This is a genomic window from Plantactinospora sp. CA-294935, assembly GCF_050936445.1.
Classification (GTDB): domain Bacteria; phylum Actinomycetota; class Actinomycetes; order Mycobacteriales; family Micromonosporaceae; genus Plantactinospora.
Genome location: NZ_JBNJMU010000001.1, coordinates 8,963,792 through 8,988,275 on the forward strand (window position 1 = coordinate 8,963,792; position 24,484 = coordinate 8,988,275).

23 protein-coding genes and 1 pseudogene are annotated in these 24,484 nt (G+C 71.8%); 18 read left to right on the top strand and 6 right to left on the bottom strand.

The features are described from left to right. Positions 1 to 5 precede the first annotated feature (5 nt). On the bottom strand, positions 6 to 1,913 hold the full coding sequence (gene nhaA / locus ACQEVC_RS39060) for a Na+/H+ antiporter NhaA (RefSeq protein ID WP_432888502.1): 1,908 nt from the start codon (positions 1,911 to 1,913) through the stop codon (positions 6 to 8). A gap of 249 nt (positions 1,914 to 2,162) precedes the next feature. On the opposite strand from nhaA, the gene ACQEVC_RS39065 reads away from it, so the two are divergent. The 10 genes from ACQEVC_RS39065 to ACQEVC_RS39110 all read left to right on the top strand — a co-directional run bounded on the left by ACQEVC_RS39065 (position 2,163) and on the right by ACQEVC_RS39110 (position 14,351). Beyond that, entirely contained in the window at positions 2,163 to 2,285 is a 123-nt protein-coding gene (locus ACQEVC_RS39065; RefSeq protein WP_030490864.1) for a 50S ribosomal protein L36, read from the top strand. Between the two features lie 274 nt (positions 2,286 to 2,559). Continuing rightward, a complete protein-coding gene (locus ACQEVC_RS39070) occupies positions 2,560 to 4,938 on the top strand; it encodes an ATP-binding protein (protein ID WP_432888506.1) in 2,379 nt (792 codons plus the stop codon). Positions 4,939 to 6,573: 1,635 nt separating this feature from the next. After that, positions 6,574 to 6,957, top strand: coding sequence for a hypothetical protein (locus ACQEVC_RS39075; RefSeq protein ID WP_432888508.1), 384 nt, complete (start codon positions 6,574 to 6,576; stop codon positions 6,955 to 6,957). A 16-nt stretch (positions 6,958 to 6,973) separates the two neighbouring features. Then, positions 6,974 to 8,755, top strand: coding sequence for a hypothetical protein (locus ACQEVC_RS39080; protein WP_432888510.1), 1,782 nt, complete (start codon positions 6,974 to 6,976; stop codon positions 8,753 to 8,755). A 1-nt stretch (position 8,756) separates the two neighbouring features. Next, positions 8,757 to 8,936: a hypothetical protein gene (locus ACQEVC_RS39085; protein WP_432888512.1), complete on the top strand. Its 180-nt coding sequence runs from the start codon at positions 8,757 to 8,759 to the stop codon at positions 8,934 to 8,936. Between the two features lie 4 nt (positions 8,937 to 8,940). Further along, entirely contained in the window at positions 8,941 to 9,498 is a 558-nt protein-coding gene (locus tag ACQEVC_RS39090) for a hypothetical protein (protein WP_432888514.1), read from the top strand. A gap of 48 nt (positions 9,499 to 9,546) precedes the next feature. Then, a complete protein-coding gene (locus tag ACQEVC_RS39095; RefSeq protein ID WP_432888516.1) occupies positions 9,547 to 11,115 on the top strand; it encodes an AAA family ATPase in 1,569 nt (522 codons plus the stop codon). Then, complete coding sequence (locus ACQEVC_RS39100; protein ID WP_432888518.1) at positions 11,112 to 12,179, top strand: hypothetical protein; 1,068 nt, start codon at positions 11,112 to 11,114, stop codon at positions 12,177 to 12,179. The genes ACQEVC_RS39095 and ACQEVC_RS39100 overlap by 4 nt, the downstream gene beginning before the upstream one ends. A 57-nt stretch (positions 12,180 to 12,236) precedes the next feature. Then, the gene (locus tag ACQEVC_RS39105) at positions 12,237 to 13,379 is read left to right on the top strand and encodes a hypothetical protein (RefSeq protein ID WP_432888520.1); all 1,143 of its coding nucleotides are present in this window, start codon (positions 12,237 to 12,239) and stop codon (positions 13,377 to 13,379) included. 216 nt (positions 13,380 to 13,595) lie between these two features. Then, positions 13,596 to 14,351, top strand: coding sequence for a MerR family transcriptional regulator (locus tag ACQEVC_RS39110; protein ID WP_432888522.1), 756 nt, complete (start codon positions 13,596 to 13,598; stop codon positions 14,349 to 14,351). A gap of 111 nt (positions 14,352 to 14,462) precedes the next feature. Here ACQEVC_RS39110 and ACQEVC_RS39115 read toward each other — a convergent pair whose 3' ends face one another. After that, on the bottom strand, positions 14,463 to 15,281 hold the full coding sequence (locus ACQEVC_RS39115) for an AraC family transcriptional regulator (RefSeq protein WP_432888524.1): 819 nt from the start codon (positions 15,279 to 15,281) through the stop codon (positions 14,463 to 14,465). Between the two features lie 104 nt (positions 15,282 to 15,385). Here ACQEVC_RS39115 and ACQEVC_RS39120 point away from each other — a divergent pair, with 104 nt between their 5' ends. Then, positions 15,386 to 15,793, top strand: coding sequence for a cupin domain-containing protein (locus ACQEVC_RS39120; RefSeq protein ID WP_432888526.1), 408 nt, complete (start codon positions 15,386 to 15,388; stop codon positions 15,791 to 15,793). On the opposite strand, the gene ACQEVC_RS39125 is transcribed toward ACQEVC_RS39120, so the two are convergent. The 3 genes from ACQEVC_RS39125 to amcA (ACQEVC_RS39135) all read right to left on the bottom strand — a co-directional run bounded on the left by ACQEVC_RS39125 (position 15,771) and on the right by amcA (ACQEVC_RS39135) (position 16,964). Further along, the gene (locus tag ACQEVC_RS39125) at positions 15,771 to 15,947 is read right to left on the bottom strand and encodes a LuxR C-terminal-related transcriptional regulator (RefSeq protein ID WP_432888528.1); all 177 of its coding nucleotides are present in this window, start codon (positions 15,945 to 15,947) and stop codon (positions 15,771 to 15,773) included. The two genes, ACQEVC_RS39120 and ACQEVC_RS39125, sit on opposite strands and share 23 nt — an antisense overlap. Positions 15,948 to 16,049: 102 nt before the next feature. After that, a complete protein-coding gene (locus ACQEVC_RS39130; RefSeq protein ID WP_432888530.1) occupies positions 16,050 to 16,712 on the bottom strand; it encodes a pentapeptide repeat-containing protein in 663 nt (220 codons plus the stop codon). Positions 16,713 to 16,784: 72 nt separating this feature from the next. Beyond that, positions 16,785 to 16,964: a multiple cyclophane-containing RiPP AmcA gene (gene amcA / locus ACQEVC_RS39135; RefSeq protein WP_432888532.1), complete on the bottom strand. Its 180-nt coding sequence runs from the start codon at positions 16,962 to 16,964 to the stop codon at positions 16,785 to 16,787. Positions 16,965 to 17,082: 118 nt separating this feature from the next. On the opposite strand from amcA (ACQEVC_RS39135), the gene ACQEVC_RS39140 reads away from it, so the two are divergent. Next, positions 17,083 to 17,739, top strand: a complete 657-nt coding sequence (locus ACQEVC_RS39140; protein ID WP_432888534.1) for an HAD family hydrolase — start codon at positions 17,083 to 17,085, stop codon at positions 17,737 to 17,739. Here ACQEVC_RS39140 and ACQEVC_RS39145 read toward each other — a convergent pair. Then, on the bottom strand, positions 17,736 to 19,070 hold the full coding sequence (locus tag ACQEVC_RS39145) for a helix-turn-helix domain-containing protein (protein WP_432888536.1): 1,335 nt from the start codon (positions 19,068 to 19,070) through the stop codon (positions 17,736 to 17,738). The two genes, ACQEVC_RS39140 and ACQEVC_RS39145, sit on opposite strands and share 4 nt — an antisense overlap. Positions 19,071 to 19,552: 482 nt before the next feature. Between ACQEVC_RS39145 and amcA (ACQEVC_RS39150) the strand changes: the two genes are divergently transcribed. The 6 genes and pseudogenes from amcA (ACQEVC_RS39150) (at position 19,553) to ACQEVC_RS39175 (ending at position 24,467) form a co-directional block, all read left to right on the top strand. Beyond that, the gene (gene amcA / locus ACQEVC_RS39150; RefSeq protein WP_432888538.1) at positions 19,553 to 19,729 is read left to right on the top strand and encodes a multiple cyclophane-containing RiPP AmcA; all 177 of its coding nucleotides are present in this window, start codon (positions 19,553 to 19,555) and stop codon (positions 19,727 to 19,729) included. A gap of 6 nt (positions 19,730 to 19,735) precedes the next feature. After that, on the top strand, positions 19,736 to 20,704 hold the full coding sequence (locus ACQEVC_RS39155) for an NAD-dependent epimerase/dehydratase family protein (RefSeq protein WP_432888540.1): 969 nt from the start codon (positions 19,736 to 19,738) through the stop codon (positions 20,702 to 20,704). Between the two features lie 20 nt (positions 20,705 to 20,724). Further along, positions 20,725 to 21,705, top strand: a complete 981-nt coding sequence (locus ACQEVC_RS39160; RefSeq protein WP_432888542.1) for a thymidylate synthase — start codon at positions 20,725 to 20,727, stop codon at positions 21,703 to 21,705. After that, a pseudogene (locus ACQEVC_RS39165) lies at positions 21,702 to 21,881 on the top strand (hypothetical protein); the annotation flags it as partial. The gene ACQEVC_RS39160 and the pseudogene ACQEVC_RS39165, both read left to right, overlap by 4 nt. Positions 21,882 to 22,176: 295 nt before the next feature. Then, positions 22,177 to 23,439 carry a carbamoyltransferase C-terminal domain-containing protein gene (locus ACQEVC_RS39170; RefSeq protein ID WP_432888544.1) on the top strand — a complete coding sequence of 421 codons (1,263 nt, stop codon included), beginning with the start codon at positions 22,177 to 22,179 and terminating at the stop codon, positions 23,437 to 23,439. Next, a complete protein-coding gene (locus tag ACQEVC_RS39175) occupies positions 23,421 to 24,467 on the top strand; it encodes a hypothetical protein (protein WP_432888546.1) in 1,047 nt (348 codons plus the stop codon). Before ACQEVC_RS39170 ends, ACQEVC_RS39175 begins: the two co-directional genes overlap by 19 nt. Positions 24,468 to 24,484 lie beyond the last annotated feature (17 nt).

Genomic DNA, 24,484 nt, shown 5'->3' on the forward strand with positions numbered 1-24,484 from the left:
CGAGCTCAGTCCCGGCCCGACCGCCGGTCCCGGCGCGGCTCGATCCGGGCCCGCGCCCGGGCCACCTTGACCGCCCGGGTCAGCGTCTCGATGTCGTACGCCCCGTAGTGCCGGCGGTCGTTGATGAAGAAGGTCGGGGTGCCGGAGACTCCGCTGACGTCGGCCGAGTCCACGTCCTTGGCGACCCGGGCCGCGTGCTCGTTGGTCATCAGGTCCGCCTGGAACTGCTCCTGGTCGAGGCCGAGTTCACCGGCGTACCCGACCAGGTCGTCGACGCGCAGCCGGTCCTGGTGGTCGAGCAGCAGGTCGTGCATCTCCCAGAAGGCGCCCTGGGCGGCGGCCGCCTCCGCCGCCTCCGCCGCGAGCTGTGCCTGCGGGTGCACGTCGGTCAGCGGCAGGTGCCGCCAGACGTAGCGCAGGTCGAGGTCGGCCAGCAGCTCGCGTACCGCGGGTTCGGCCTGGCCGCAGTACGGGCACTGGAAGTCGCCGTACTCGACCACCGTGACGGAGGCGTCCGCCGGACCCCGGACATGGTCCCGGCGGGGGTCGACCGGTGGGGCGAGGTCGAGGAGCTGCTCCGCGTCGCCGAGCAGCGCGCGGGTCCGCCGCGGCTTCGGCAGCGCCGCGGTGATCCGGAAGACGACCCAGGTGAGCAGGGAGGCGACCACCGACGCGGCCAGCACCCCGATCTTCGCCTCGGCGAGTTGGTCGCCACGGAAGGCGAGCGTGGCGATCAGCAGCGACAGGGTGAAGCCGATGCCCGAGATGGTGCCGCTGGCAAGAACTCCGGCCCAGCCGACCGACGGCCGGATCCGTCCCCCGCTGATCCGCTGCACCAGCCAGGAGACCCCGGCGACCGCGACCGGCTTGCCGACGACGTACCCGAAGAAGACGCCGAGGGTCACCGGGGCGGTGACGGCCCGGGAGAGGAACTCGGCGTCGAGCATGATGCCGGCGTTGGCCAGGCCGAAGAGCGGGACGATGAGATAGCTCGACCACGGGTGGTACATCCGCTGGAGCCGGTCGTTGGGCGACAGGGAGCGGGTCAGGCCGATCGTGGCGCTGCGGGCCAGTTCGGCGGTGGGCTGCTCCCGGAACAGCTTGAACAGGCCGCTGGCGTACTCCAGGGCACCCCGGGCCGGCGAGTACGCGGTCGCGGTGAGGCCGATGGCGAGCCCGGCCACCACCGGCTCCACCCCGCTGGCCAGCAGCGCGCCCCAGAGCGCGACGCAGAACGGGAGGTAGACCAGACCGCGCCGCACCCCCAGCGCCCGCAGCCCGAGCAGTGCCGCGAAGAGCCCGACCGCCACACCCAGCGGCAGCACGTCGACGTGCTCGGTGTAGACCACCGCGATGACGACCAGCGCCACCAGGTCGTCGACCACGAAGACGGTCAGCAGGAAGATCCGCACCTGGTCGGGTACGCCGCGGCCGAGCAGCGAGATCAGGCCGAGCGCGAGCGCGGTGTCGGTGGACATCGCCACGCCCCAGCCGTGCGCCCCGGGACCGCCCTGGTTGACCAGTAGGTAGATCCCGACCGGGACCGCCATCCCGAGCACGCCCGCCGCGAGCGGGAGCACGAACCGCCGCCGGTCCCGCAGGTCACCGAGGTCGAACTCGCGGCGCGCCTCCAGACCCACCACCAGGAAGAACAGCGTCATCAGGCCGCTGTTCACCCAGGTACGCAGGTCGTAGGCGACGCCGACGCCGTCGAGCCGGATCGACAGCTCGGTGCCCCACACCGCCTCGTACGACGAGGTGTCGATGTTCGCCCAGACCAGCGCCGCGGCGATGGCCGCCACCAGTACCCCGGCGCTGGCCGACTCGGTACGCGCGAACCGGCGCAGCGGCGCGGCGATGTCCTGAGCCCAGGCCGTCCGGCCGGAAAACCGGGACGAAGGCGGATCGGTCACCGGTATCCCCCGTCCGGTCAGCCATCTCCACCCGGGGCGCGAACCCGACACGCGGGTCTTCCGGGCGGAAACCCGGCTGCGCCTCGTCCGCGCCCGCTCCGGGTCTCGACCCCCGAGATTTACCACGTTCCGGCCGGTCGGCTGGGCCGCTCCGCCGAACCGCGTCGGGGAATCCGTACCCCGGAGCGGGCGTTGTGCCCGACGGAAACCGCGGCGAAGCCGCCGGTAGGAGACGGAGGAGGAGCAGTCATGAAGGTCCGCAGCTCGCTCCGGGCGTTGAAGCAGAAGCCGGGCTCGGTGGTCGTACGCCGGCGCGGCCGGGTGGTCGTGGTCAACCGCGCCAATCCGCAGTGGAAGAGCCGTCAGGGCTGACACCGGTCCCGTCGGGTGCCGGCGGAGTTCACCGCCGGTCGTCCGGTGGCCCGTCCGCACCCGTCAGTCGGTGCTGCGGTCCGGTGCCCGGCAGGGCGGACGCGGCGGGTCAGTGACATGGGTAGATATATTGTGACGGTCCACCGCACCGAACCTCTCAACCTGAACCGCACGGCACTCCCGCACCGCCTCCGACCTTGCGGTCCCCCGGACCGCGAGGGAGGTCGAAATACGTTCACTGCGCAGTTCGATGTCCGCGAGGCATGGAGGACGCGTGACCGACTGGTCGGGCGAACGATCGCCGGGGCTGTCGCACCGGGAGCTGGCCCGGGTGGAGACCGTCGCCGAACTGGCCGCGCTGCTGCGTCAACTCCGGCGTCGGGAGGCGCGGCTGGAGGGGGCGAGCCCGCTCACCTACCGCGATCTGGCGGCCAAGACCGGCTGGTCCCGGGGCATCCTCGGCGAGTACTTCACCGGCCGGGTGCTGCCGCCCACCGACCGGTTCGACATCCTGATCCGGCTGCTCGGCGCCACCCCTGGCGAGCAGGGCGCCCTGGCCACCGCCCGGGACCGGGTCGAGGAGCGGCGCCGCTCCGCCGGACCGGCCGATCCGGTCGCCCCGGCCGTCCCGTCCCCGCGCCAGCTCCCGCCGGCCGTGCCCGGTTTCGCGGGCCGGGCCAGCCAACTCGCCGAACTCGACCGGCTGCTGGAGGCCGATCCGGCCACGCCGGTAGCACTGATCACCGCCGTCTCCGGCACGGCCGGGGTCGGCAAGACCGCGCTGGCCCTGCACTGGGCGCACCGGGTCGCCGACCGGTTCGCCGACGGGCAGCTCTATCTCAACCTGCGCGGCTTCGACCCGACCGGAGCGCCGGTCGCCCCGGCCGAGGCGGTCCGTACGCTGCTCGACGCCCTCGGGGTGCCCCCGCAGCGGATCCCCGCGAGCCTGGACGCGCAGGCGGCCCTCTACCGGGGGCTGCTCGCCGAACGGCACGTGCTGGTGGTGCTTGACAACGCCCGGGACGCCGACCAGGTACGCCCGCTGCTGCCCGGTGGCCCCGGCTGCCGGATCCTGGTGACCAGCCGCAACCCGCTCGCCGGCCTGGTCAGCACCGGAGGCGCCCGACCGATCACCCTGGACCTGCTCACCCCCGCCGAGGCCCGGCAACTGCTGGCCGCCCGGATCGGTGCCGCCCGGGTGGCGGCCGAACCGGAGGCGGTCGACGACATCGTCACCGCCTGCACCCGGCTACCGCTGGGGCTGGCGATCGTGGCCGCCCGGGCCGCGCTGCATCCCGAGTTTCCGCTCGGCGCGCTGGCCGGGGAACTCCGTGACGCACGGGGCGGACTGGCGGCGTTCGCCGGCACCGATCCGGCCTCCGACGTACGCGCGGTCTTCTCCTGGTCGTACCGGGCGCTCAGTTCCGCCGCCGCCCGGCTGTTCCGGCTGCTCTCCCTGCACCCCGGACCCAGTGTCGGCGCACCGGCGGCGGTCAGCCTCGCCGGCCTGCCGCCGCACCGGGTCCGGCCGCTGCTCGCCGAGCTGACCGACGCCAACCTGGTCGCCGAACAGGGCCCCGGCCGGTACGCCTGTCACGACCTGCTGGTCGCGTACGCGGCCGAGCTGACCGCCGGGGTCGACCCGGAGCAGGAGCGACGGGCCGCGAGCCGCCGGGTACTCGACCACTACCTGCACACGGCGCACGCCGCGGATCGCCGGTTGGATCCGCACCGCGACCCGATCCCGCTGCTGACCGCCTCGCCCGGCGTCACACCGGGGCAGATCGCCGACCACGGCACCGCACTTGCCTGGTTCGACGCCGAACTGCCGGCACTGCTGGCGACCGCGGAGGAGGCCGCCACCGCCCGGCTCGACCGACACCTGTGCCGGCTGACCCGGACCATGGCGCACGCCCTGGAACGCCGGGGACACTGGCACCGGTGGGCCGCGGTGCAGGAACTCGCCGTGGCGGCGGCCCAGCGGCTGAACGACCCGGCCGAGGAGGCACACGCCCGACGGAGTCTCGGCCGGTCCCAGGTCCACCTCGGACGGATCGACCAGGCCACCGAGCATTTCGAGACCGCACGCCGGCTCTACCGGCTGGCCGCCGACCGGCTCGGACAGGGCCGGATCCAGTTCGACCTGAGCTGGATCGCGGTCCGGCAGAACCGCCACCCCGACGCGCTGCGGCACAGCAGGGAGGCGCTCGCGCTGTTCACCGACGCGGGAAGCCGCTCCGGACAGGGTCGGGCGCTCAACAACATCGGCTGGTGCCTGAGCTGGCTCGGGCAGCACGAGGAGGCCGTCGACTACTGCCGACGGGCCCTCGACACACTGCTGGACCTCGACGACCGGTTCGGCGCCGCCGACGGCTGGGACAGCCTCGGGCACGCCCAGCACGAACTCGGCCGGTACCGGGAGGCGGCCGAGTCGTACCAGCAGTCGTACGCCCTCTGGCGGGAGTTGGGCCACCGCTATCAGGAGGCGGACCTGCTGGCCCGGCTCGGTGACACCCAGTCGGCGATCGGTGACCTCGACGCCGCCTCGGACACCTGGCACCGGGCGCTCGACATCCTGGACGACCTCGACCATCCGGACGCGGAGCAGGTGAAGGCCCGCCTCGACCGGGTCGGCCGGGCACCGAGCCGCTGACCCCCGGCATTCGGAAGCGCCCCCTCGATCGGGCTCCGCCCGGCCCGGCACGCTCGGTGCACGGCCCGCAGCTCCGGCACGTCCGGCACGTCCGACGCGTCGGCCGGGTCGCCGGGTCCGCCGGGTCCGCCGGGTCGGCCGGGTCCGCCGGGTCGGCCGGGTCCGCCGGGTCGGCCGGGTCCGCCGGGTCGGCCGGGTCCGCCGGGTCGGCCGGGTCCGCCGGGTCGGCCGGGTCCGCCGGGTCGGCCGGGTCCGCCGGGTCGGCCGGGTCCGCCGGGTCGGCCGGGTCCGCCGGGTCGGCCGGGTCCGCCGGGTCGGCCGGGTCCGCCGGGTCGGCCGGGTGGAGCGTCCGCCGGGATGTCCGCGCGGCGGTGTCGGCAAAGAGTCGGGTGCCGGCGATCATGAGGTGGATGACGTCCCTGGTGCGGCTGCCGGGTCGACGCGTGGCCACGCCGACCCGGGCCCGCCCGGACACCCCCTCGCCGTCCGGGCGGCACCCGGGGCGGCCACCGCCGCCGGCCGGGCGCGCGGCTGGCGATGGCGAATCCGCGCCGGACAGTCCGGCCGGCGGTGCCCTCCGGGGCCGCCGACGGGTGCGCGCCACCGACTCTGCCGCCCGGCGGGACAGAACTCCCCGGGATCTTGGACCGGGTTGGACACGGTTGGACATGGCGGACGGTCAGCGGCCGGGACGGGCGAACGCCCGGGTGGGCGGCGTGCCCACCGTTCGGGGTCGCGCAGGTCGGGTCGACAACACGATCCATTGAACCCTTTCCACCTGGACCGCGCGGCGCTTACGCACCGCGTCCGGCCTTGCGGTCCGTCGGACCGCAAGGGGAGGTTGAAAAAGTTCATTCGTCGAGCGACGTGCCGAATCGGTTGTCACTCCTCGCCGGCGGAGGTCGGATCCGGCATCACCGACAGCCTTCCCCATCCCGAATCCGCCGCCACCCGGCGCCCGGAATGCAAGCCGGCGCTGTGGGACCGGCGCATTAACGCACGGAATGCGTACGCCACGACCCTGCGACGGACTTCCGTTGATGTTTGCGCGGGAGCGAGTCTTGCAGGTGGCTATTGCGTGGGCAAGCCATCGGCGCCGATGTCCGTCCCTGCGCCGGAGCACTTTCCGGCGATCACCATTTCCGGCCGGTACGCCGAGCTTGCCGACACCACCGGTACGGTCAGTACCGGCCGGACGTACGGCCAGAATCGCCTTGGTCGACAGGGCGGAGCGCCCCTCACCTGCCGCTCCATGATCGACGGTCCGAACCGGACCGAGCCGCCCGGCCGGCAGCGATCGGCGGCGGTAAGGCCCCGGTCGGCCGACCGGAACAGACTTTCGGCCAACCCGTCGTACGGACGAACGAGTCGCCCGGCCGAATCGTTCCGCGACATCGACCGGACAGCCGGAACGATGGTTTTGTGTGAAAAAAAGCAGACGGTACGCTGGCCCGCACTTGAGGCCGTGGATAAGCTGCCTCCCGATTACGCGCCACCGATTGGCGCCACCCATTGCAAGCCCGCCCGAGTGCGCCAGGGATGCCGATGGACTTCTTTTCCCGCAGACGCGTCGAGAAACGTCATGATCAATCCACTACCGGCCTGCGCCGATCCGGCGACCTCCGGAGCACACCGTTGCGCAAGGCGAGGAAGCCTCGGCACTCCGGTCTGTTCGCGGCCGTCAGCCGGCTCGACACCGAGATCGACCCGGCGGCCCGCGCCGAGTTGGCCCGCTGGGTCCGGGAGCAGTACGAGACCGAGTACGGGGACATCCCGCTGGGCTTCATGGCGCGCTGCCACCTCGGCCCGCCCTACGTCGACCACCGACTCGACCTGCTGCACGACATCGTGGAGCACTTCGCCCCCGCCGACGGAGTGCCCGAGCCGTTCGCCCAGGCCCGGATGCTCGCCCGCAACGACGCGTACGCCTTCGTCGAGGTGTACGCCAGCGGCGAGATCCGCCCCGTCTTCGCCGACGGAACCGTCGTCTCCGACGGCGGCGGATCCGCCCCCGTCTAACCGATTTGGACCGCCCATGTCTGAGATAGATCACCACCTTCGCCGCCAGGTCAACGAGGTGCAGCACGCGGTCGCCGCGCTGGACCAGACGTTGGGCCTGGTCAACCAGCAGGTCTACGACATCGGCAACAAGCAGCAGGAGTCGCACGACAAGCTGCTGGAGCTGCGCGACGAGTTCCGCCGCCATGTCGCGCGGACCGAACGGATCGCCAACCTCCAGCGCGCCGAAACCCGGGTCGGGACCCTGCAGGGCGAGCTGGAGCACCAGTTCGGCCACCACAAGGTGGTCCGGCGCACCGCGGTCGGGATGCTCCAGGCCTTCGACGTGGGGCTGGTCTCCGAGGAGACCGTCCGGGAGGTCGGCGAACAGCTCATGGTGCAGACCCCCAGGTACTGGCTCGCACCCGTCCTGGTCGGCCTCGCCGCGTGGGCCGGCGACGACCAGGACCTCTGCGGGCGCGCGATCGAGGAGGCGTTCCGCCGGTCACCGGACCGGACCTCCCTGTTCATGGCCCTGGTGCTGCGCCGCCAGGGCCGCCGGGCCAGCTCGGTGCGCTGGCTGCGGCACTACCTGGCCGCGCAGGACCCGGCGGCGCTGGGCCGGGACTTCGCGGTCATCCTGGAGGCGATCTCGCACGGCGCCTTCGGCCCGGCCGGCCTCGAACTCGTCCGGGAGTTCCTCGACCGGTGCCGCCGGCAACTGCTCTCCGACGAGTCGATGCAGCGCGCCCAGGTCGACCGGTGGCGGTACGAACTGGAAAGCCTGGTCGGCACGGTGCCGGCCGCGGCCCGGTTCCCCCGGCTCGCCGAGGTGTCGCCGCAGTGGCCGCAGATGGACGCCGCGCTGGTCCGGGCCGAGAGCCACCGGTCGGTGGTGGACAAGTACGCCGCGATGCTGGCCGAGGAGATCGTGCCGAACGAACGCCTGGAGGATGCGGTCGACGACATCCTCGACCGGCTGGTCGCCGAGTACGACACCGAGGAGCTTCCACTGCGCCGGGAACTGGCCCGCAGCCAGGCGGTCATCGCGCACGACGGCGACCTCGAAGCGGCCACCCGGACCGTCGACGCCGGGTCGGCCGCCCTGGAGAGCACCCTCGACTACCTGACGATCCAGACCACCGCCGCGCTCGACCCGGCCGCGATCGGAGTGTCCCGCTCGACCCAGCGGATAGCGGTCTCCGCCTGCCACGAGTGGTTCGGCACCGCGCATGCCGAGTTCACCCGCGACTACCGGCTGGTCGTACCGGCCGACGTGGAGGCGGCCTTCGAGGGGACGCACAACCCCGGCGCGCAGGCGTTCCAGCTACCGAGGTGGACCGGCTCGTTCACCCGGCCGTTGGAGGAGCTGGAACGGTCCCTGGTGGACCACTGGGACCGGCACGGCAAGCCGTACATCGACGGGTTCGCGTTCAACTGGGGTAGGGCACTGGTGCTGCCGATCGCGGTGCTGAGCGCCGTACTGCTGGTCTTCGGGGTGTGCGGCAGCATCGGGTTCGGCCTGCTGGCGGCCGTGCTCGGCGGCGGCATCTGGGCACTGGTGCTCTACAGCCAGTCCCAGGCCGCGCAGCGCCGGCAATCCGAGGCCGCGGAGTTGATCGCACGGGCCCGGCAGGACTCACTCGCCCAACTGCGCGGCGCGCATGCCGAACTCACCGACTGGACCAGCCAGTTCAAGGCGGCCGACGGCACGGAGGCACAGGTCCGGACGCTGGTCGCCGAACTGGCCAGCGCCGGGCAGACCGTCTCGCCGTACGAGCGGCGCACCGTCGCGGCCGCCGAGCAGAACGGAGCATGACATGACCACCTCCCCCAGCACCCGGTCCGAGCCGGTGGCGCCCGCCGTACCGTGGGCCCGCCAGCCAGCCGTGCCCGAGCAGCGCGCCACCGCCCGGACCCGGCGGATCGCCGACGGGCTGCCAGGCTGGGAGCCGCTGCCGCCCGGCGAGATCCTCGTCCAGCGTCCCCGCGGGCAGTGACGCGGTGTGGGGCGGTGGCGGACAGTACGCGGCCTGGGCCTCGTTCCTCGAACGCTGGGCCGCGGGTGAGCAGGTCGATCCGGACACGCTGCCGGCGCTGGAGCCGGCGGACTTCCCCGGCGACGGCTGGGAGCGGCTGACCAACCGGATCAGCGACGCGCTGTCCCGCCGACTCCGGTCCTGGTCACAGGCGCTCGCCCGGTCGATGACCCAGTCCCGGGACGAGTTCGAGGCGGCCCGGGCACTCGGACACGCCCGGTGGAGCCTCCAGCCGATCCGGGCACTGGCCGGGCACCCCGGCCTGCCCACCGAACTCGCCGGGAAACTGGTCGAGGCGGTGGACCGGGGAGTACGGGCGGCACAGCAGTCGCTCGTCGACGACCTCGACCTGGCCCGCCGCGCCGGCCTCGACGAGCGGATCGTCCAGGCCCGGCTGCGCACCGTCCGGGACAACCCGTTGACCGTGCTGGTCGGGCAGCCCGCCGAGGCCGGGCCGCCCGGGCCGACCGGATGGTATGCCGACCCGACCCGGACCACCCGACGCCGGATCATCGCCGACTGACCTCCGCACCCGCCCCAGTGGCCCTGACCCGTTCCGGAAGGAGCGAGCGTGTCCAACTACGCCGAGTCCCGTCGGGACCTCGACAGTTACATCGCCGCCCGGGTACCCCTGATCGGGGTACGCACCATCGAGCAGGTCAGGGCGATCCGCCTGGTCAAGGACGTGGCGGCGAACCCGAAGCGCAGCCAACTGCCGTTCTGGATCTACACCCGGGCCACCGGCATCCGCGACCTGCGCAACAACTCCTCCGCCCAGGAGGACCGCTCGCTGGTCGGGGCGATGGACTTCGCCGCCGCCCAGTTCACCAGCCGGGCCAACGCCACGGTGGTGCTCGTCGACCCGGACGACCTCGGCGACGACAACGCCGCCGCCCGGCACGTCGCCGAGTTGGCCCGGCTCGCCGACGCCAACTCCGGCAGCATCATCGTGGTCACCGACACGCCACTGTGGAGCGGCTTGCAGCGGCTGGGCATGAGCGTGACGCTCGACCTGCCGGACGCCACCGAGATGTACGAGGTGATCGTCGACTTCCTCGGCGACCACCACGGGGTGGTGCCGATCGCCTGGACCGAATCCGACGCCCGGCGCGCCGCCGAGTTCCTGGTCGGGGTTCCGGAGGGGACGGCGGTCAACGTGCTGGCGACGATCGTGACGAAGGGCTCTGTGGACCGGGAGGACGTCGAACGGCTCGCCGAGTTCAAGGACAAGCACTTCGGTGACCTGGCCGGGCTGGAACGCGTACACCTCAAGGAGGCCGACCACCAGGTGGGCGGGCTGACCAGCCTGCGGAGCTGGCTGCGGCGCCGGCACCAGATCATGGTGGCCGACCTGCGCGGCACCGAACTCCGGCCGCCGCGCGGGGTGCTGCTGGTCGGGGTACCGGGCTGCGGCAAGTCGCTGTCGGCCAAGGCCGTCGCCGCGCAGTGGCGGCTGCCGCTGTACCGGATGGACCTCGCCGCCATCCTCGGCCAGTACGTCGGACAGTCCGAGGGCCGGCTCCGGGAGGCGCTCGACACGGCCGACCGGGTGGCGCCCTGCGTGCTCTGGATCGACGAGATCGAGAAGGGGCTGGCCGGGCAGAACGACAGCACCGGCGTGGGCCGGCGGATGGTCGGCCAGTTCCTGTTCTGGCTCCAGGAATCCCGATCCCGGGTCTTCCTCGTGGCCACCTCGAACGACATCCGCTCGCTGCCACCGGAGCTGCTCCGCAAGGGCCGCTTCGACGAGCTGTTCTTCGTGGACCTGCCGGACGCCGAGGACCGGGGCGACATCGTCCGCCTCTACTACCGCCGGTACGTCCGGCAGGAGCCGCCGCCCGAACTCGTCGACAAGCTCGTCGCGCTCTCGGACGGCTTCGCCGGCTCCGACATCGAGGCCGCGCTGCACGAGGTGGGTGCCGAGGTACTGCTGAACGGCGGCACCGAGACGCTGCGCCCGGAGTTCGTGCTGGACACCTTCGCCAACACGTACCCGCTGAGCCGGACGAACCCGGAGCAGATCGAGGAGATCCGGGCCTGGGGCCGGGAGCGGGCGATCCCGGCGGGGCGGTCGATCGGGGCGCCGAGCACCGACGGCGGGTACCCGAAGCGTCGCGTGCTGGTGGTGGACGAGCCGTGACCGGCGACGACGACGGCCCGGCGCCGGGTACGCCGGCGGTCTGGGACCTGCGCAGCCTGGTAGGCGACCTGGCCGACCAGCGGCCTGCGGTGCCACCAAGGATCGAGGGCGGTGCGGCGAACGAGGACGACGCGGCGATCGACGGCGGCGCGGCGATCGACGGCGGCGCGACCGCCGTCGGCCGCGCCACGATCGGGGACGGTGCGGTGGTCGAGGCCGCGCCCCGGTCGGGAAACGGACCGGCGGTCGGTGCCGCGCCCCGGTCGGGAAACGGACCGGCGGTCGAGGCCGATCCCGGACTCGTCGCCGGTCTGCTGGCCGGAGTCGGCTCCGGAGCGGGGATCGGCCGGGGTGGCGCCCTGCCCCGGATCGCCGGACTGGCCGGCGTGATGGTGCTGGTGGCACTGGCCGTCTCCGCCGCCGTGGTGCTGGCGGCCGGTGACGGCAGCGACGGCGGTGCGGAGCCGGCAGCCGAGGTGCCCGGACCGTACGCGGCCGAGCCGACCGGGTGGCGGGCCACCGAAGCCGGCCAGGCCGAACCCGGCTGGACAGAAACACCGGCACCAGGCTGGACGGAGACGCCGGCCGGACCGGGCTGGACGGAGACGCCGGCACCGGGCTGGACCACCGCACCGGCCGGTGCGGAGTCGACCACCGGGGCCGAGGCGGCCGCCCTGGCGAGCCTGCACGAGCTGCGGCTCGGCGACCAGCCACTGATCCGGCTCGACGGCCGGTACGCCGCCCAGCTCGCCTCGAAGAGCGTCGGCATCGTGGACCCGCGCCAGGTGGCGGCGAACGGCTCGCACACGTTCTATGCGGTCGACATCCTGGCCGAGCACCGCCGGATCCGGGCCGAAGCCACCCCCGACGCGCCGGTGGTGCTGCTGCTCAGCACCGACGTCGGCAAGCGGCAGTTGTACCGGGGCCAGCCGCTCTGGATCACCGTGGCGCTGGTCGCCGCCGACCGGCCGGCCGACGTGGTGGCCTGGTGCGCCGCACGCTTTCCCGAGCTGACCGGTGCGGCGCTGACGAACCGGTGCCTCCCCCGCCGCCTGGAGCCGTGACATGCCCGACGATTCCCCGTTCTCCTGTGGCTCGGCCATGCCGCCTGGAGCCGTTAAATGAGCGACGATTCCCCGCCGCCCTGGGCCCGGCCCCGCCAGCCGGCGACGCCCGGTCCCGACCGCGACCTCCCCGCGCCGGACACCACCCCCACCGCCGTCGCCGAATCCGCAGGGCAGCGGTTCGGAGCCCCGCCGCAGGCCGGAGCCGACGAATCCCCCGCCACCGGGAACGACGCGCCGCTCTTTCCCGACCGGCCGCCCGACGGCGACCCCTACCTGTTCCCGCCCACGCCGGCCCGGAGCCGGATTTCCGAGCCCGACTCCGGGCTCGCCGGCTCGGCGGGTATCGGCTCGGCCCGGGATCGGCGGCGGCTGACCGAGGCCGGCCCGCCTTCGTCGGGGTCGGGCCCCAGCCGGACCGGCGCGCGACCGCCGTCCGGTCCGCAGCCGCCACCCGGCCCGCAGCCGCCACCCGGCTCGCAACCGGCGGCCGGCGGACCGGGTGCGGGCGCCGCCGGGCCGGACCGGTCGGGGCGGCGCTCCGGCGACGTCGTCGGCGTCGTCGAGGGCGCGGTCTCGGTCGACACCGACTACCACGAGTTCTGGGGTCCGCCCGTGCTGGTGGCCGTGACGTTCCTGGTCGGCATCCTGGCCACCGGGTACGCCCTGGTCGGCGCGGCCGACACCGCGACACTGCTCGGCCGGACCCTGCTCGGGCTCGCGGCGCTGATCGTGCTCCCCCGACTCGTCCTCGGGCGGTTCACCGGGCGGCCGCCCGCCGCCACCCCACCCCGGCCGGGCAAGCGGCATGGATCGGCCGGGAAGCCGCCGAAGGCACCGGCCGGAATACGCCGCACTATCCGCCTCCCGGCCAGTGGCCACCCGCTGACCGTACGCCGGTTCCGGATCCGGACCCTCGGCCACGAGACCCTGGCCGGGGTACTGCCCGGGGAGCTGTCCGGCGCCGAACTGCGCCCCGGAGACGTGGTCCGGATCAGGGGCCGGGCCAGCCGCGACGGTCACCTGCTGCTCCGCCGCGTCGACGTACTTGCCGGGCCCGCCGGTCCGGTGGTCAGCCGGGTCACCACCCGCCGACCGGTCGGCTACCTGCTCGCCCGGTTCGGCAACCACGCGGGACTCGGCCTGGCCGCCCTGACCGTGCTCTGGGTGGCAGCGGTCGTACTCGGGCTGGTGCCGTGAGCCCGACCGCGCCGGGATGGGCGGTGTCGAGCGCCGTGTGACGGGTGCTCCGTCCCCGCCCCGGGACACCTTCTCCGGCGACCCGCTGCCCGGCTGACCGCGACAGACGATCTCCCGCATCCAGCGACTTCACCGAACGACGGTAGTAATTTCACCAATACCCCGCGCCGGGTCGCATCGGTAGGTTCGAATCGCCCCAGGACGTGAGGAGAGGCCGTGACGGTTACTGTGCCCCAGCTCGGCGACCGCGCCGGCCCGGCACCGGCGACCCTGCGGTACACCATCGACGCCCTTGCCCGCCTGGTCGGGATGTCACCGCGCAACATCCGGGCGCACCAGGCCCGCGGCCTGCTCGCGCCACCCGCCCGGTACGGCCGGACCGCCTACTACAGCGCCGGCCACGTACGCCGGCTGGAGAGCATCAAGTCGCTGCAACGGCAGGGCTTCAACCTGGTCGCCATCGAGGCGATGCTCGGGGTACGCCACCCGGCGCCCCCGCCCGCCGAACCGCTGGCGACCGCGCTGAACCGGCTGGCCGCCGAGCACCCCGCCCTGCTGCACAGCCTCGCCCGGCACGGCGTGCTGGTACGCGCCGAGGACGGCTCGGTCAGCGCGGCCCGCCCCCGGGCCGTACAACCCGCACTCGACCTGCACCAGGCCGGCGTACCGGTGCTGGCCGCGCTGCGGCTGCTCGGCGAGGTGCTGGACCGGCTCCGCCCGGTCACCGACGAACTGGTGCCGGCCGCCGGCACCCGATTGGCGCAGCTACGCCGGACCGTTCTCCCGGCCGCCTCGGCGCAGCAGCCCGAGCACGAGACGGCGGTGCTGGCGCAGAGCCTGGCCCGGCTGCTCAGCGAGGCATTCCGGGTCGTCGCGGAGAACGCCTGCACGGCGTCCACCAGCGGAATCGACCCCGCCCGCTCCCCGGCCAGCCGCCCCGGCACCGGTCGGGGCACGGCGGCTGACCACTGACCGCCGCCGATCCCCACCGCGACCGTCACGCCCGCCCGCGACGGCCACCAGCGCCCAACCCCACGACCGTCGTCAGCCTCCGTCGGGAGACCGTGAGCTGCTGCGGAGGTGTCAGCTCGCGCCGCGTCGGCCGGCGTAGCGGGCCGGGGTGGTGCCGAGGTGCCGGACGAAGTGCCGGTGCAGGTGTGCCTGGTCGTGGAAGCCGACCGCCACGGCGACGCTGGCCGGTCGCTCCCCGGCCAGCAGCAGCCGGCGGGCCCGGTCGACCCGCCGGCCGGTCAGGTACGCGTGCGGCGGCAGGCCGTAGCTGCGGGTGAAGCACCGGATCAGGTGGCTGGGATGGGCGTCCAGGATCGCCGCCGCCTCCCGCAGGGACAGCCCGACCGCGATCCTGGAGTCCAGCAGCTCCCGCAGCCGGCCTGCCAGCCGGTCCGACCGGCCGCCCGGCGGGACGGGCGCGAGCGTGTCGAAGTGTTCGTGCAGCCGGTCCCGGATCAGGGCCAGCCGGGACTCGGCCTCGAACGCGTCGCCGGGATGGCCGAGCGAGGTGTGCAACTGGTGGATCCGGTGCCGCAGCAGTTCGTCGTCCAGGACCGGGCCGTCCACCGCGCTGCCGACCAGGTGCTCCGGCAGTACGGTCGTGTCGAGGTAGAGCACCCGCTTGCGGAAGCCGGCCGGGGTGACCGTCCGGCCGTCGTGGGTGACGCCGGGCGGGAGCAGCAGCACCGTGCTTCCGGCGGTCATCCCGTGCCGGTGCCGGTCGAGAGCGAAGTCGACCGATCCCCCGTCGAGGATCATCAGGTCCCAGGTGTCGTGGGTGTGTGCCGGATAGGCGTGCGCGGTGAAGTGCGCGTGGAAGACCTCGGCGATCCCCGGCACCTTCGGCCGCCAGGCGCTGATCGTCGTCGTACCGGGCCGCTCACCTGCCATGTCAGGAACGTACAAGACCGGCGGCGGAGGAGCGCGGGACGCTCGGCGGGGCCGGTGGTCGCCGGCCCGTACCGAACCGACCCCAACTTCCGGAGGACGTCCGCGTGCCCGAGTCTCCCGTACCTGTCAACCTGGCCGAGCGGCTCGCCCGGTTCAGCGATCTCTGGGCGCAGAAGAAGGTCGCCGACCTCAACGACTACGAGATCAAGCTCGCCAAGCTGAAGGGCGAGTTCGTCTGGCACAGCCACCCGGAGACCGACGAACTGTTCCTGGTGATCAGCGGCCGGCTCACCATCAGGTTGCGCGCCGGAGACGTGGTGCTCGACCCCGGCGAGCTGTTCGTGGTGCCCCGGGGCGTCGAACACTGCCCGGTGGCGGAGGAGGAGACCGCGATCCTGCTGGTCGAGCCGGTCGGCACGCTCAACACCGGTACGGCGGGCGGCCCGATGACCCGGGCCGCCGAAACCCTCGACGGGGCCGCCGACCGCGTCACCCCCGCGCCAGCAGGCTGACCAGAGCGGTACGGGAGGCCACCCCGACCTTCCGGTAGATCCGCATCAGGTGCGCGTCGACCGTACGCGGGCTGATCTGGAGTTGCCGGGCGATCACCCGGGACGTGGCACCGGTGACCGTCAGCTCGGCCACCTCCCGTTCCCAGGCGGTCAACAGCGCCAGGCGTCGAGTCGCTGACAACTTCCGGCGGCGGCAGCTTGAGCAGGCTCGGCAGCTCATGAACCCCGTCAGCCTCCGCTGCGTGTCCGCCAGGCTTCAATCGGTCCGCACGTCAACGCCTAGCTCTGCGATGGCCAACCGAGTGAGTTCGGAGAGTTGTTCCTGGGCGAGCGTCACCCCGCGCAGGTTGACGAGTGCACCCTTGAGATTCTGGAGGCGGTTGCCCCGAAGGTCAGCGCCTTGGAGCTGGCAGGACTCAAATTCAAGGTTCGTCAACTGGCACGACCTGATGGCGACCTTGGGTAGTCGGCAGAAGGACCACGTGGCGTTGGTGAGCGTACAGTCGTTGAAGGCCGTGGCTCCGGCGGCGACGACGCGTTGAAAGGTGGCGTAGTCGAAGCGGCAGCCGTCGAAGAGGACATCTTTGAGGCGTACATCGGTCAGCCGGGTACCGGTGAACCGCGAGCCGGTGAAAGCGCAGCGTTCGACGGTGACCCCGGACAGAGTCGCACCGGAGAGGTCGGTGCGGGTGATCTCGCTGCCCCAGATGGTTCCGGATTCCCAGGCGCTCTCGCTGAGGTCCGCGCCAGCGATCCGGCTGCTACGGATGCTGACATCGTCCAGTTGCGCGCCGCGCCAGGAGACACCCTCGATGCTGGCCTCGGAGAGGTCGCTCGCCGAATCGTGGACGTCGTCAAGATCTTCCGGGTCGAGATCCGGGAGCAGAATCCTCACGTCGCCGATGGTGGTTGTCCGCATGAGTCCTCAGTCTGTTTGGACGCGGGACGGGGCACCATCCCACGTTCGAACGCCTACTCCTGTGTCAGCAGATCACTTCTTGTTCCAGTTGTCCCAACCGGGCCGGCTGTCGAACCCTCCTTTGTTGTCCCAGGTGGGGCGGTTGTCGAACTTGGCCGCGTCGATCGACGCTATCGTCCGAAGCGGCTCGACGCCGAGCCGTGCGAGGTGCGCCGGCGTGGCGTTCACGGGGCTCGCAAGGGCGTTGGTCACGGTGATCCTTTTTCTGGCGAGGCAGTTTGCGGTGGTTCCGTAGCGACCCCAGGCGCCTGTCCGGCAGTGGGGTCTCCCCGCGTGTTGATCACACTCGTGGTGAGGGCACAATCGAGAGGTGATCGCGAGCGTGTTCTTCGATGTGGGCGAGACGATTGTCGACGAGTCCCGGGAGTACGGGACCTGGGCGGATTGGCTGGGCGTGCCTCGTCACGCGTTCTCGGCCGTCTTCGGGTCGGTGATCGCTCGTGGCCTGGACTATCGGGAGACGTTTCAGGTGTTCCGGCCGGGGTTCGACCTGGCCGAGGAGCGGGAGCGTCGGACGGCGGCGGCGCAGCCGGAGTCGTTCACGGAGGAGGACCTTTATCCGGATGCTCGGCCGTGCCTAGCCGCGCTGCGTGACTCAGGGCTGCGGGTCGGCTTGGCTGGCAACCAGACGGCGCGGGCGGAGACGATCCTGCGTGCCTTGGAACTGCCGGTGGACGTGATCGGTACGTCGGATGGCTGGGGTGTGGAGAAGCCGTCTGCGGCGTTCTTCGAACGGGTGGTCGCCGAGGCGGACTGCTCGGCTGATCACGTGCTCTATGTCGGGGACCGGTTGGACAACGACATCAGGCCGGCGCAGGAGGCGGGGATCGCAACGGCGTTACTCCGTCGCGGCCCGTGGGGTTACATCCTCGGTGACAAGGCGGTCAGTGACCGCTGCCTGTTCCATCTCGACTCGCTGGCCGAGTTGCCCGACCTCGTGCGCAAGCACAACGAGTCGGCCAGTTAACTACCTGGAAGGGCTGCCCGGCCAGCGGTAAGGGCGGCCACGCGCTCGTCGATCTGGGCGCCGTGTCGGCTGTCGCCAAGCACGGGGCGGACGGTTCGGACCCGGTCGAGGCCGGTGCCGTACCAGTCGGCGCGCAGGGCGTCGATGGCCTGGTTGAGGTAGTCGGCGGCCCGGTCACCGTCGCTGCTGTAGGCGGTGGCGAGATCCGCGAGTACGACACTGCGCTGCTTGACGCCGGCATTGTTGAGACCGGTGAGTGCCTGGGCGAGCTGAACGGCGGCCGCTATCTGGTCGCCACTGGCGAGGGCCGCGTAGCCGGCGAAGGAGTGCAGCCGCCCGGCGTCGTAGAAGTCGAGCCACGCGGGAGGGGTGCCGTCACCGGTGATCGAGTCTGCCGCGAGGTCGATGTGACGGCGGCTGGCGGCGGCAGCTCCGGCACGGGCCTCGACTTCTGAGGCGACGCAGTGCAGCCAGGAACGGATCATGGGGCTGACGCCGTGCCAGGTGTGTTGGAGGGCGGCGTCAATCAGCGGTCGAGCATTGACCGGATCGTGGCCGAAGGCAGGGATGAACGCCATGTGGCCCAAGACGGCGGCGGCCAGGGCGTGGTCGCCGGCTTCGCGGGTGGCGGTGAGGGCGACGTCGTAGCAGCGTTCGGCGATGGCGGGCTGGCTGAGGTCGAAGAACGCGAGCCGGGCGGTGAGCAGTGCGGATTCTGCGAGCGCGGTGGCGAGGCTGTTTCGGCTGGTGCCGGTGGCGGCCCGGAGGAGCCCGATGCCGAGCTGGGTGTGTGCGTAGGCGGCCTCGTAGAGCGGTCTGGGCGGGCTGGTCCAGTACAGCTCCCGCTGGCAGCGCACGATCTGCCGGTACGAGTCAGGATCGACAGTCTTGCCGTCGGCGTGTGCGGCGTCGGGGTCGAGGGACAGCAGTGGCGCGACCAGGGGCAGCATGCTGGCGCCGACGAGCGCGCGTAGTACGGACGCGCGGTCCCAGCCGTTGCCGTTGTCGTCTCCGGTGAGCATGTCCCACAACCTCCTGAACTCGTGCAGTGTTTCCGCCTCCGGGCGTACGGCCAGCTCGTCGGGTGTGAGCAGGCCGAGGTCGCTCGCTGGCTTGCCGAGGATCGCGACGAGGTGTTTGCGGTAGCGCGGGTCCGGCCACCGCTCGCCGATCTCCCAGCGTCGGACAGTGTTGGCGTTCAGCCCAGTGTCGGTCTCGCCGGCGCGGCTCATCTCACTACGGATTCGTTCGGTGATCTCCTCGTACGACCACCCGCGTTGGAGTCTCTCCCACGCGAGCCGCCGGTTCGGGGGATAGCGCCGCTCCGCCATCGGACACCTCCGGGCATCGCCAATCGACGTAGATCACGCTAGCTAGTTCGGCTAAGGCTCGTCACTACCTGGTTGCGATTGGACGGGCAGTGGACGGTACCGGCCGATGGCCACAGACGGTTCGCTATTGCCGAGCCTCGAACGGTGCCGCCCGGCGGCGGCTACGGGGCCAGTCCGAATCGCCTACAGCTCAGGGGGTAGATCGTGGACACGTTGATCAGACTCGACAAGACGATCTCGGGCCCGCGCCTGGTTGCGGCGGTGGTTCATGGCTCCAATGTCGTGAGGCTGTCTCCTCGCCTGCGTACTGCCATCGGGGCTGCGCGGGCGGGTGACCGGCGGGTTGCTCCCACCCACCGCCTTGCGGTGGCGGACCCGCTGTCCCCCCGGCGGGTCCGCCGCACCGGCCGCGAGCGGACCGCCTCCGGCAAGCACCGCCGGCACACCCCATACCACCGAGCCGGCATGCAGGCGGTACGGCGATGACCGTCTACCTCTCCCGCAACGCCGCCACGACGGCTGCCAACGGCGCTAGCGGACAGGAGTGCAGGAGCCGCCGGACCGCGATCGGTCGGGCATGCGTTCCGGCGGTCGATCCTCCCCTGCTCACCCACGCCTGGCGGCTGATCTTCCAACACAGCATACGAAAGGAGGCGTGACGATCCATGTTCCGAGTCCTGGTGACCGGGGCGGCTGGGTTCATCGGCTCGCATCTGGTCGACGCGCTACTGACCCGAGGCGTGACGGTGATCGGCCTGGACCGTCGGCGACTCGGCGAGCACGCCCTCGCGGACGAGAACCTCGCCGCTGCGGTCTCCAACCCATCGTTCACGCCATGCCACCTGGACCTGGCCACCGATCAATTCGATGACGTGGTGAAGGGCTGTGACACCGTCTTCCACCTCGCTGCTCGACCCGGCGTCCGTCAATCCTGGGGCAGCGACTTCCTCGACTACGCCGAGACCAACGTCGTCGGCACCCATCGACTCCTCGACGCGTGCGTCCGGCAGGGCGTACGACGGCTGGTCTTCGCATCGTCGTCCAGCGTCTACGGCCCGACGAACCGGCCGAGCCGGGAGGGCGACCCGACCTGTCCGATATCCCCGTACGGCGTGAGCAAGCTCGCCGCCGAGCACCTGTGCCTGGCCTACGCCCGCCGCCCCGACAGCCAACTCAGCGTCGTCGCACTCCGCTACTTCACGGTGTACGGGCCTCGGCAGCGACCCGACATGCTGATCGGTCGGATTTTGTTCTCCGCATACACCGGTTTTCCGATGACCCTCTTCGGCGACGGCAGTCAGCACCGTGAGTTCACCTATATCAGCGACGTCGTCACCGCGACCATCGCCGCGGCTCATTTCGACGTCCGGGCCGCCGTCGTCAACGTCGGCGGCGGCGCGAGCGTGTCCATGCGCGGCGTCATCGACGAAGCGTCGAAGGTCACCGGCCGGCAGGTACCGATCAAGGTTGTGAACGCCCAGCCGGGCGATGTTCCGGCGACCGCAGCCGACCTGACCCGCGCCGGCCGGCTGCTTGGCTACTGGCCCACCGTCGGCCTGCACGAGGGACTCGCCCGGCAGGCCGCCTGGCTGGTCGACCTGTCCCGCGACCGGCTCGCCACCTTCACCTCCTGAACCCCGCAACGGAGCCATTCATGATCGTTCTGACCGCCGACTCGGCCAGCGAACTCTTCACCGCCGCCTGCCAGGCCGTACTACTCAACGGTCGCGCCGTATCCCCACGCGACCACGCCACCACCGAGGTCATCGGCGCCCACCTCTGCCTGACGAATCCCCGACGACGGATCGTCCACGTACCACCGGCCCGCGTGATCAATCCGGCCTTCGCGGTCGCTGAGGCGCTGTGGATCCTCTCCGGCTCCGACGACCCGTGGATCTTCGACTACAACGACAACCTCCGCCAGTACGCAGACGATGGCGTGCTCCGTGGCGCCTACGGCCCACGGCTGCGCCGGTGGGGCGGCCGGATCGACCAGCTCGACGCCGCGGTCGACCAACTCGACGCCGTACGACGCCAACTGCACGCCGACCGGAACTCCCGGCGAGCGGTGATCCAGCTCTACGATCCGTCCCGCGATCACCGGGGCTACCAGGATGTGCCCTGCACCCTCGGCTACCGCTTCTTCCTCCGCCAGGGCCGGCTGGTGATGCACACCAGCATGCGCAGCCAGGACCTGTGGCTCGGCTTCCCCTACGACATTTTCACCACGACGTTGATTCACGAGCTGATGGCCGGCTGGCTCGGTGTCGACCTGGGCGAATACCACCACCATGTCGACTCCCTGCACCTCTATGCCGACAACAGGGACGCAGCCGCCGCCTGCCTGCACGGCCTGCCCGGCGACGCCGAACTGGCTCCGGTCACCGTGCCCTGGCCGGACCTCGACACCCTTCTCCCACGCGTCATCTCCGGCGCCGCCGATCCAGCAGACGGGCCGACGTGGGACGCATTCGGCCGAACCCTCAGCAGCTACCGGTCCTGGAAGGCAGGCGACCGCGACCAGGCGCGGAGGCTGGCGGCCGGCACCCCCGGCCCGCTCGGCCACGCCCTTTCAAACTGGTACGACCGCCTCGCCCCGGCCGTCGTCACAGCCGCGCAGGGCGCACGAGGATGAAGGCGCGACCGGACAGCCGCCCTGCCGACGTCGTGCTGGGCCTGTGCGCGTACACGCACGACTCGGCAGCAGCGCTCCTGGTCAACGGACACCTGATCGGCTTCGCCGAAGAGGAGCGACTCGACGGGACCAAGCACAGCAAGGCGTACCCAGCCAACGCCGTCGCCTGGCTTCTGGCCGAGGCTGGGCTGACCTCAGACCAGGTGACGACAGTCGCGTACAACTTCGACGGCCGCCGCTACCTGCGCGCACTCGGTCAACTGCCCGCACAACTGGCCGATTCCGTGACTCGCGCCCGGGCGGTGCCCCGTGCTCGCAGCTTCCTCACCGTCCGCCGCCGCTACCAGGCCAGGATGCGGGACCTGTCCCGACGGTTCCCGCACGCCCGACTCCGCCCGGTGCAGCACCACCGCGCGCACGCCCTCTACGCGTTCCTCTCCGCCGGGGTGGACGACGCGGGCGGTCCTGATCGTGGACAGCCTCGGCGAACTTCAGACCACCACGATCTGGCACGCCGCACAGCACGACGCCCGACCCTTCCGACTCGTCCTGCACGACGCGGTCGACGACCCCGCGTCGCTCGGCTACGCCTACGGCGCCGTCACCGAGCACCTGGGCTGGCGTCGGGGCGACGAGGAAGGCACGGTGATGGCACTGGCCGCGCTCGGCAACCCGGAACGTTTCCACGGCCTGATGAGCCGAGCGATCCGCCTCACCCAGAACGGCTTCACCCTCGATCCGACCCTGCTGCCGTTACGGGTGCTGTCCAGCCGGTACGGCCGGACCACACCGGCGTTTACCGCCGCCACCTGCCCGCCCCGCCTGCCGGGCGCACCGGTCGAGGTCGTGCACGCCGACCTGGCCGCCGCACTCCAGGAACGGACCGAGCAGGTGATGCTGCACCTGGCCCGGCGAGCCGCCCGGCTCACCGGGTCCGGCCTGCTCTGCCTCGGCGGCGGCGTGGCGATGAACTGCGTCGCCGCCGGACTCATCACCCAAGCCGGCATGCTCGACGAGGTGCACGTACCGCCCGCGCCTGGAGACTCCGGCACCGCCATCGGCGCCGCAGCAGCCGCCTGGCTCGACACCACCGGTCAGCCACCCACCGGCATCGAACAGCGCTGCTACCTCGGCCCGGCGTACCCGAAGCTGACCCTGCACACCGAACCGCGTCCCGGCCTGGCCGCCGAACGCCTGGACGATCCGGTCCACCACCTTGCCCAGCGGCTCGCCAGTGGGGCGATCGTCGGGCTCTTCGCCGGCCCGCTGGAGGCCGGGCCACGCGCGTTGGGCAACCGGTCCATCCTCGCCTCGCCCCTCTCGCCCGGCGTCGTGGACCGGCTCAACGCCACCGTGAAGTTCCGCGAACCGTTCCGGCCGTTCGCCCCGGTCATCCTCGCTGACAAGGCGGCCGACTACGTCCAGCTGCGTCAACCCTCGCCGTACATGTCCATCGCAGCCCCCGTCACCGACCTGACCCGCACCTGCCTACCCGCGATCGTCCACGCCAACGGCACCGCCCGGGTGCAGACCGTCACCCACGCACAACATCCGTTCCTCGCCAACGTCCTGACCGCCTTCGGCGCAATCACCCGACACCCCGTCCTGATCAACACCTCGCTGAACGTCAAGGGCAAACCAATCGGCGGTACTCCCGACATGGCGCTGGCCTGCCTCACCGCGACCGGCCTGGACGCCCTGCTCATCGAAGGCTGGTGGGTGACCAAGTGCTGATCGGCTACAGCTTCTGGGGATTCCTCGGTCCCGGCATCCTCGACACCCCCGACGGCGGACGCAGCCACCGCCGCAACCTCATCGACGGACTACGCCACACCGGCCACGACATCCTGTTCCTCCAGCGCAACCGCGACCTGGACGAAGCCGGCAACGACCTCACCGAGCACTATCGGTGGGACATCGGCCTGCCCGACATCGACGTCCTGTTCCTCGAATGGCGCTGGCCCATCCCCGGCCGCAACACCACCCCCTGCAGCCGGCCCGGCCACACCTGCGACCTACACCGGCAAACCGAACTCCTCACCCACTACACCCGCAAACTCAGCATCCCGACGATCATCTGGGACAAGGACCGACAGCTCGACCCGCACGACCCACTCCGCCAGCTCAACCACGTCACGGTCTGCGAGCCCGCGCTGCACCCGAGCCCAGGGGCGGTGCCGCTGCTCTTCCCCGTCGCCGACGCTGCCATCGACACCGCCAGTCCCACCGCACTCGCAGCCCACCCCCGGCCGACCTCACTCGTATATGTCGGCAACCAGTACGACCGCGACGATGCGTTCGAGACCTTCTTCGCTCCCGCCGCCGCGCAGCTACCCCACCTGATCGCCGGCAGGTGGCCCGACACCAACCGCTGGCCCGGCCTCAACTTCATCGGCCGGGTCCCGTTCCCGCAGGTCACCGAGATCCACGCCAACGCCCTCGCCACCGTGCTGCTGCTACCCGACCGCTACGCCCGTGTCGGCCAGATCACCCAACGGATCTTCGAAGCGATCCTCGCCGGCTGCGCCCCGCTCCTGCCCACCACCATCCGAAGCGCCGCCGGACTCGTACCAGCGAGCCTGCACATCACCAACGCCACCGACGTACGAGACCGAGTCGGCTGGCTCGCCGAGATCGCCGGCACCAACGACCACACCAACCTGATCGCGAACTGCCTGCGCCGCCTCGCCCCGTTCCGGCTCTCCACCCAACTCGACGTACTCGATCGTCTTCTGCACCGATCGGACCGGGTGCCGTCATGAGCCGCCGTGTCCGCCCG

Coding starts and splice junctions, on each gene's coding strand:
- ACQEVC_RS39065 (WP_030490864.1), top strand. CDS start 2,163: ATGAAGGTCCGCAGCTCGCTCCGGGCGTTGAAGCAGAAGCCGGGCTCG.
- ACQEVC_RS39080 (WP_432888510.1), top strand. CDS start 6,974: ATGTCTGAGATAGATCACCACCTTCGCCGCCAGGTCAACGAGGTGCAG.
- ACQEVC_RS39085 (WP_432888512.1), top strand. CDS start 8,757: ATGACCACCTCCCCCAGCACCCGGTCCGAGCCGGTGGCGCCCGCCGTA.
- ACQEVC_RS39105 (WP_432888520.1), top strand. CDS start 12,237: ATGAGCGACGATTCCCCGCCGCCCTGGGCCCGGCCCCGCCAGCCGGCG.
- ACQEVC_RS39115 (WP_432888524.1), bottom strand. CDS start 15,281: ATGGCAGGTGAGCGGCCCGGTACGACGACGATCAGCGCCTGGCGGCCG.
- ACQEVC_RS39130 (WP_432888530.1), bottom strand. CDS start 16,712: ATGCGGACAACCACCATCGGCGACGTGAGGATTCTGCTCCCGGATCTC.
- ACQEVC_RS39145 (WP_432888536.1), bottom strand. CDS start 19,070: ATGGCGGAGCGGCGCTATCCCCCGAACCGGCGGCTCGCGTGGGAGAGA.
- amcA (WP_432888538.1), top strand. CDS start 19,553: ATGACCGTCTACCTCTCCCGCAACGCCGCCACGACGGCTGCCAACGGC.
- ACQEVC_RS39155 (WP_432888540.1), top strand. CDS start 19,736: ATGTTCCGAGTCCTGGTGACCGGGGCGGCTGGGTTCATCGGCTCGCAT.
- ACQEVC_RS39160 (WP_432888542.1), top strand. CDS start 20,725: ATGATCGTTCTGACCGCCGACTCGGCCAGCGAACTCTTCACCGCCGCC.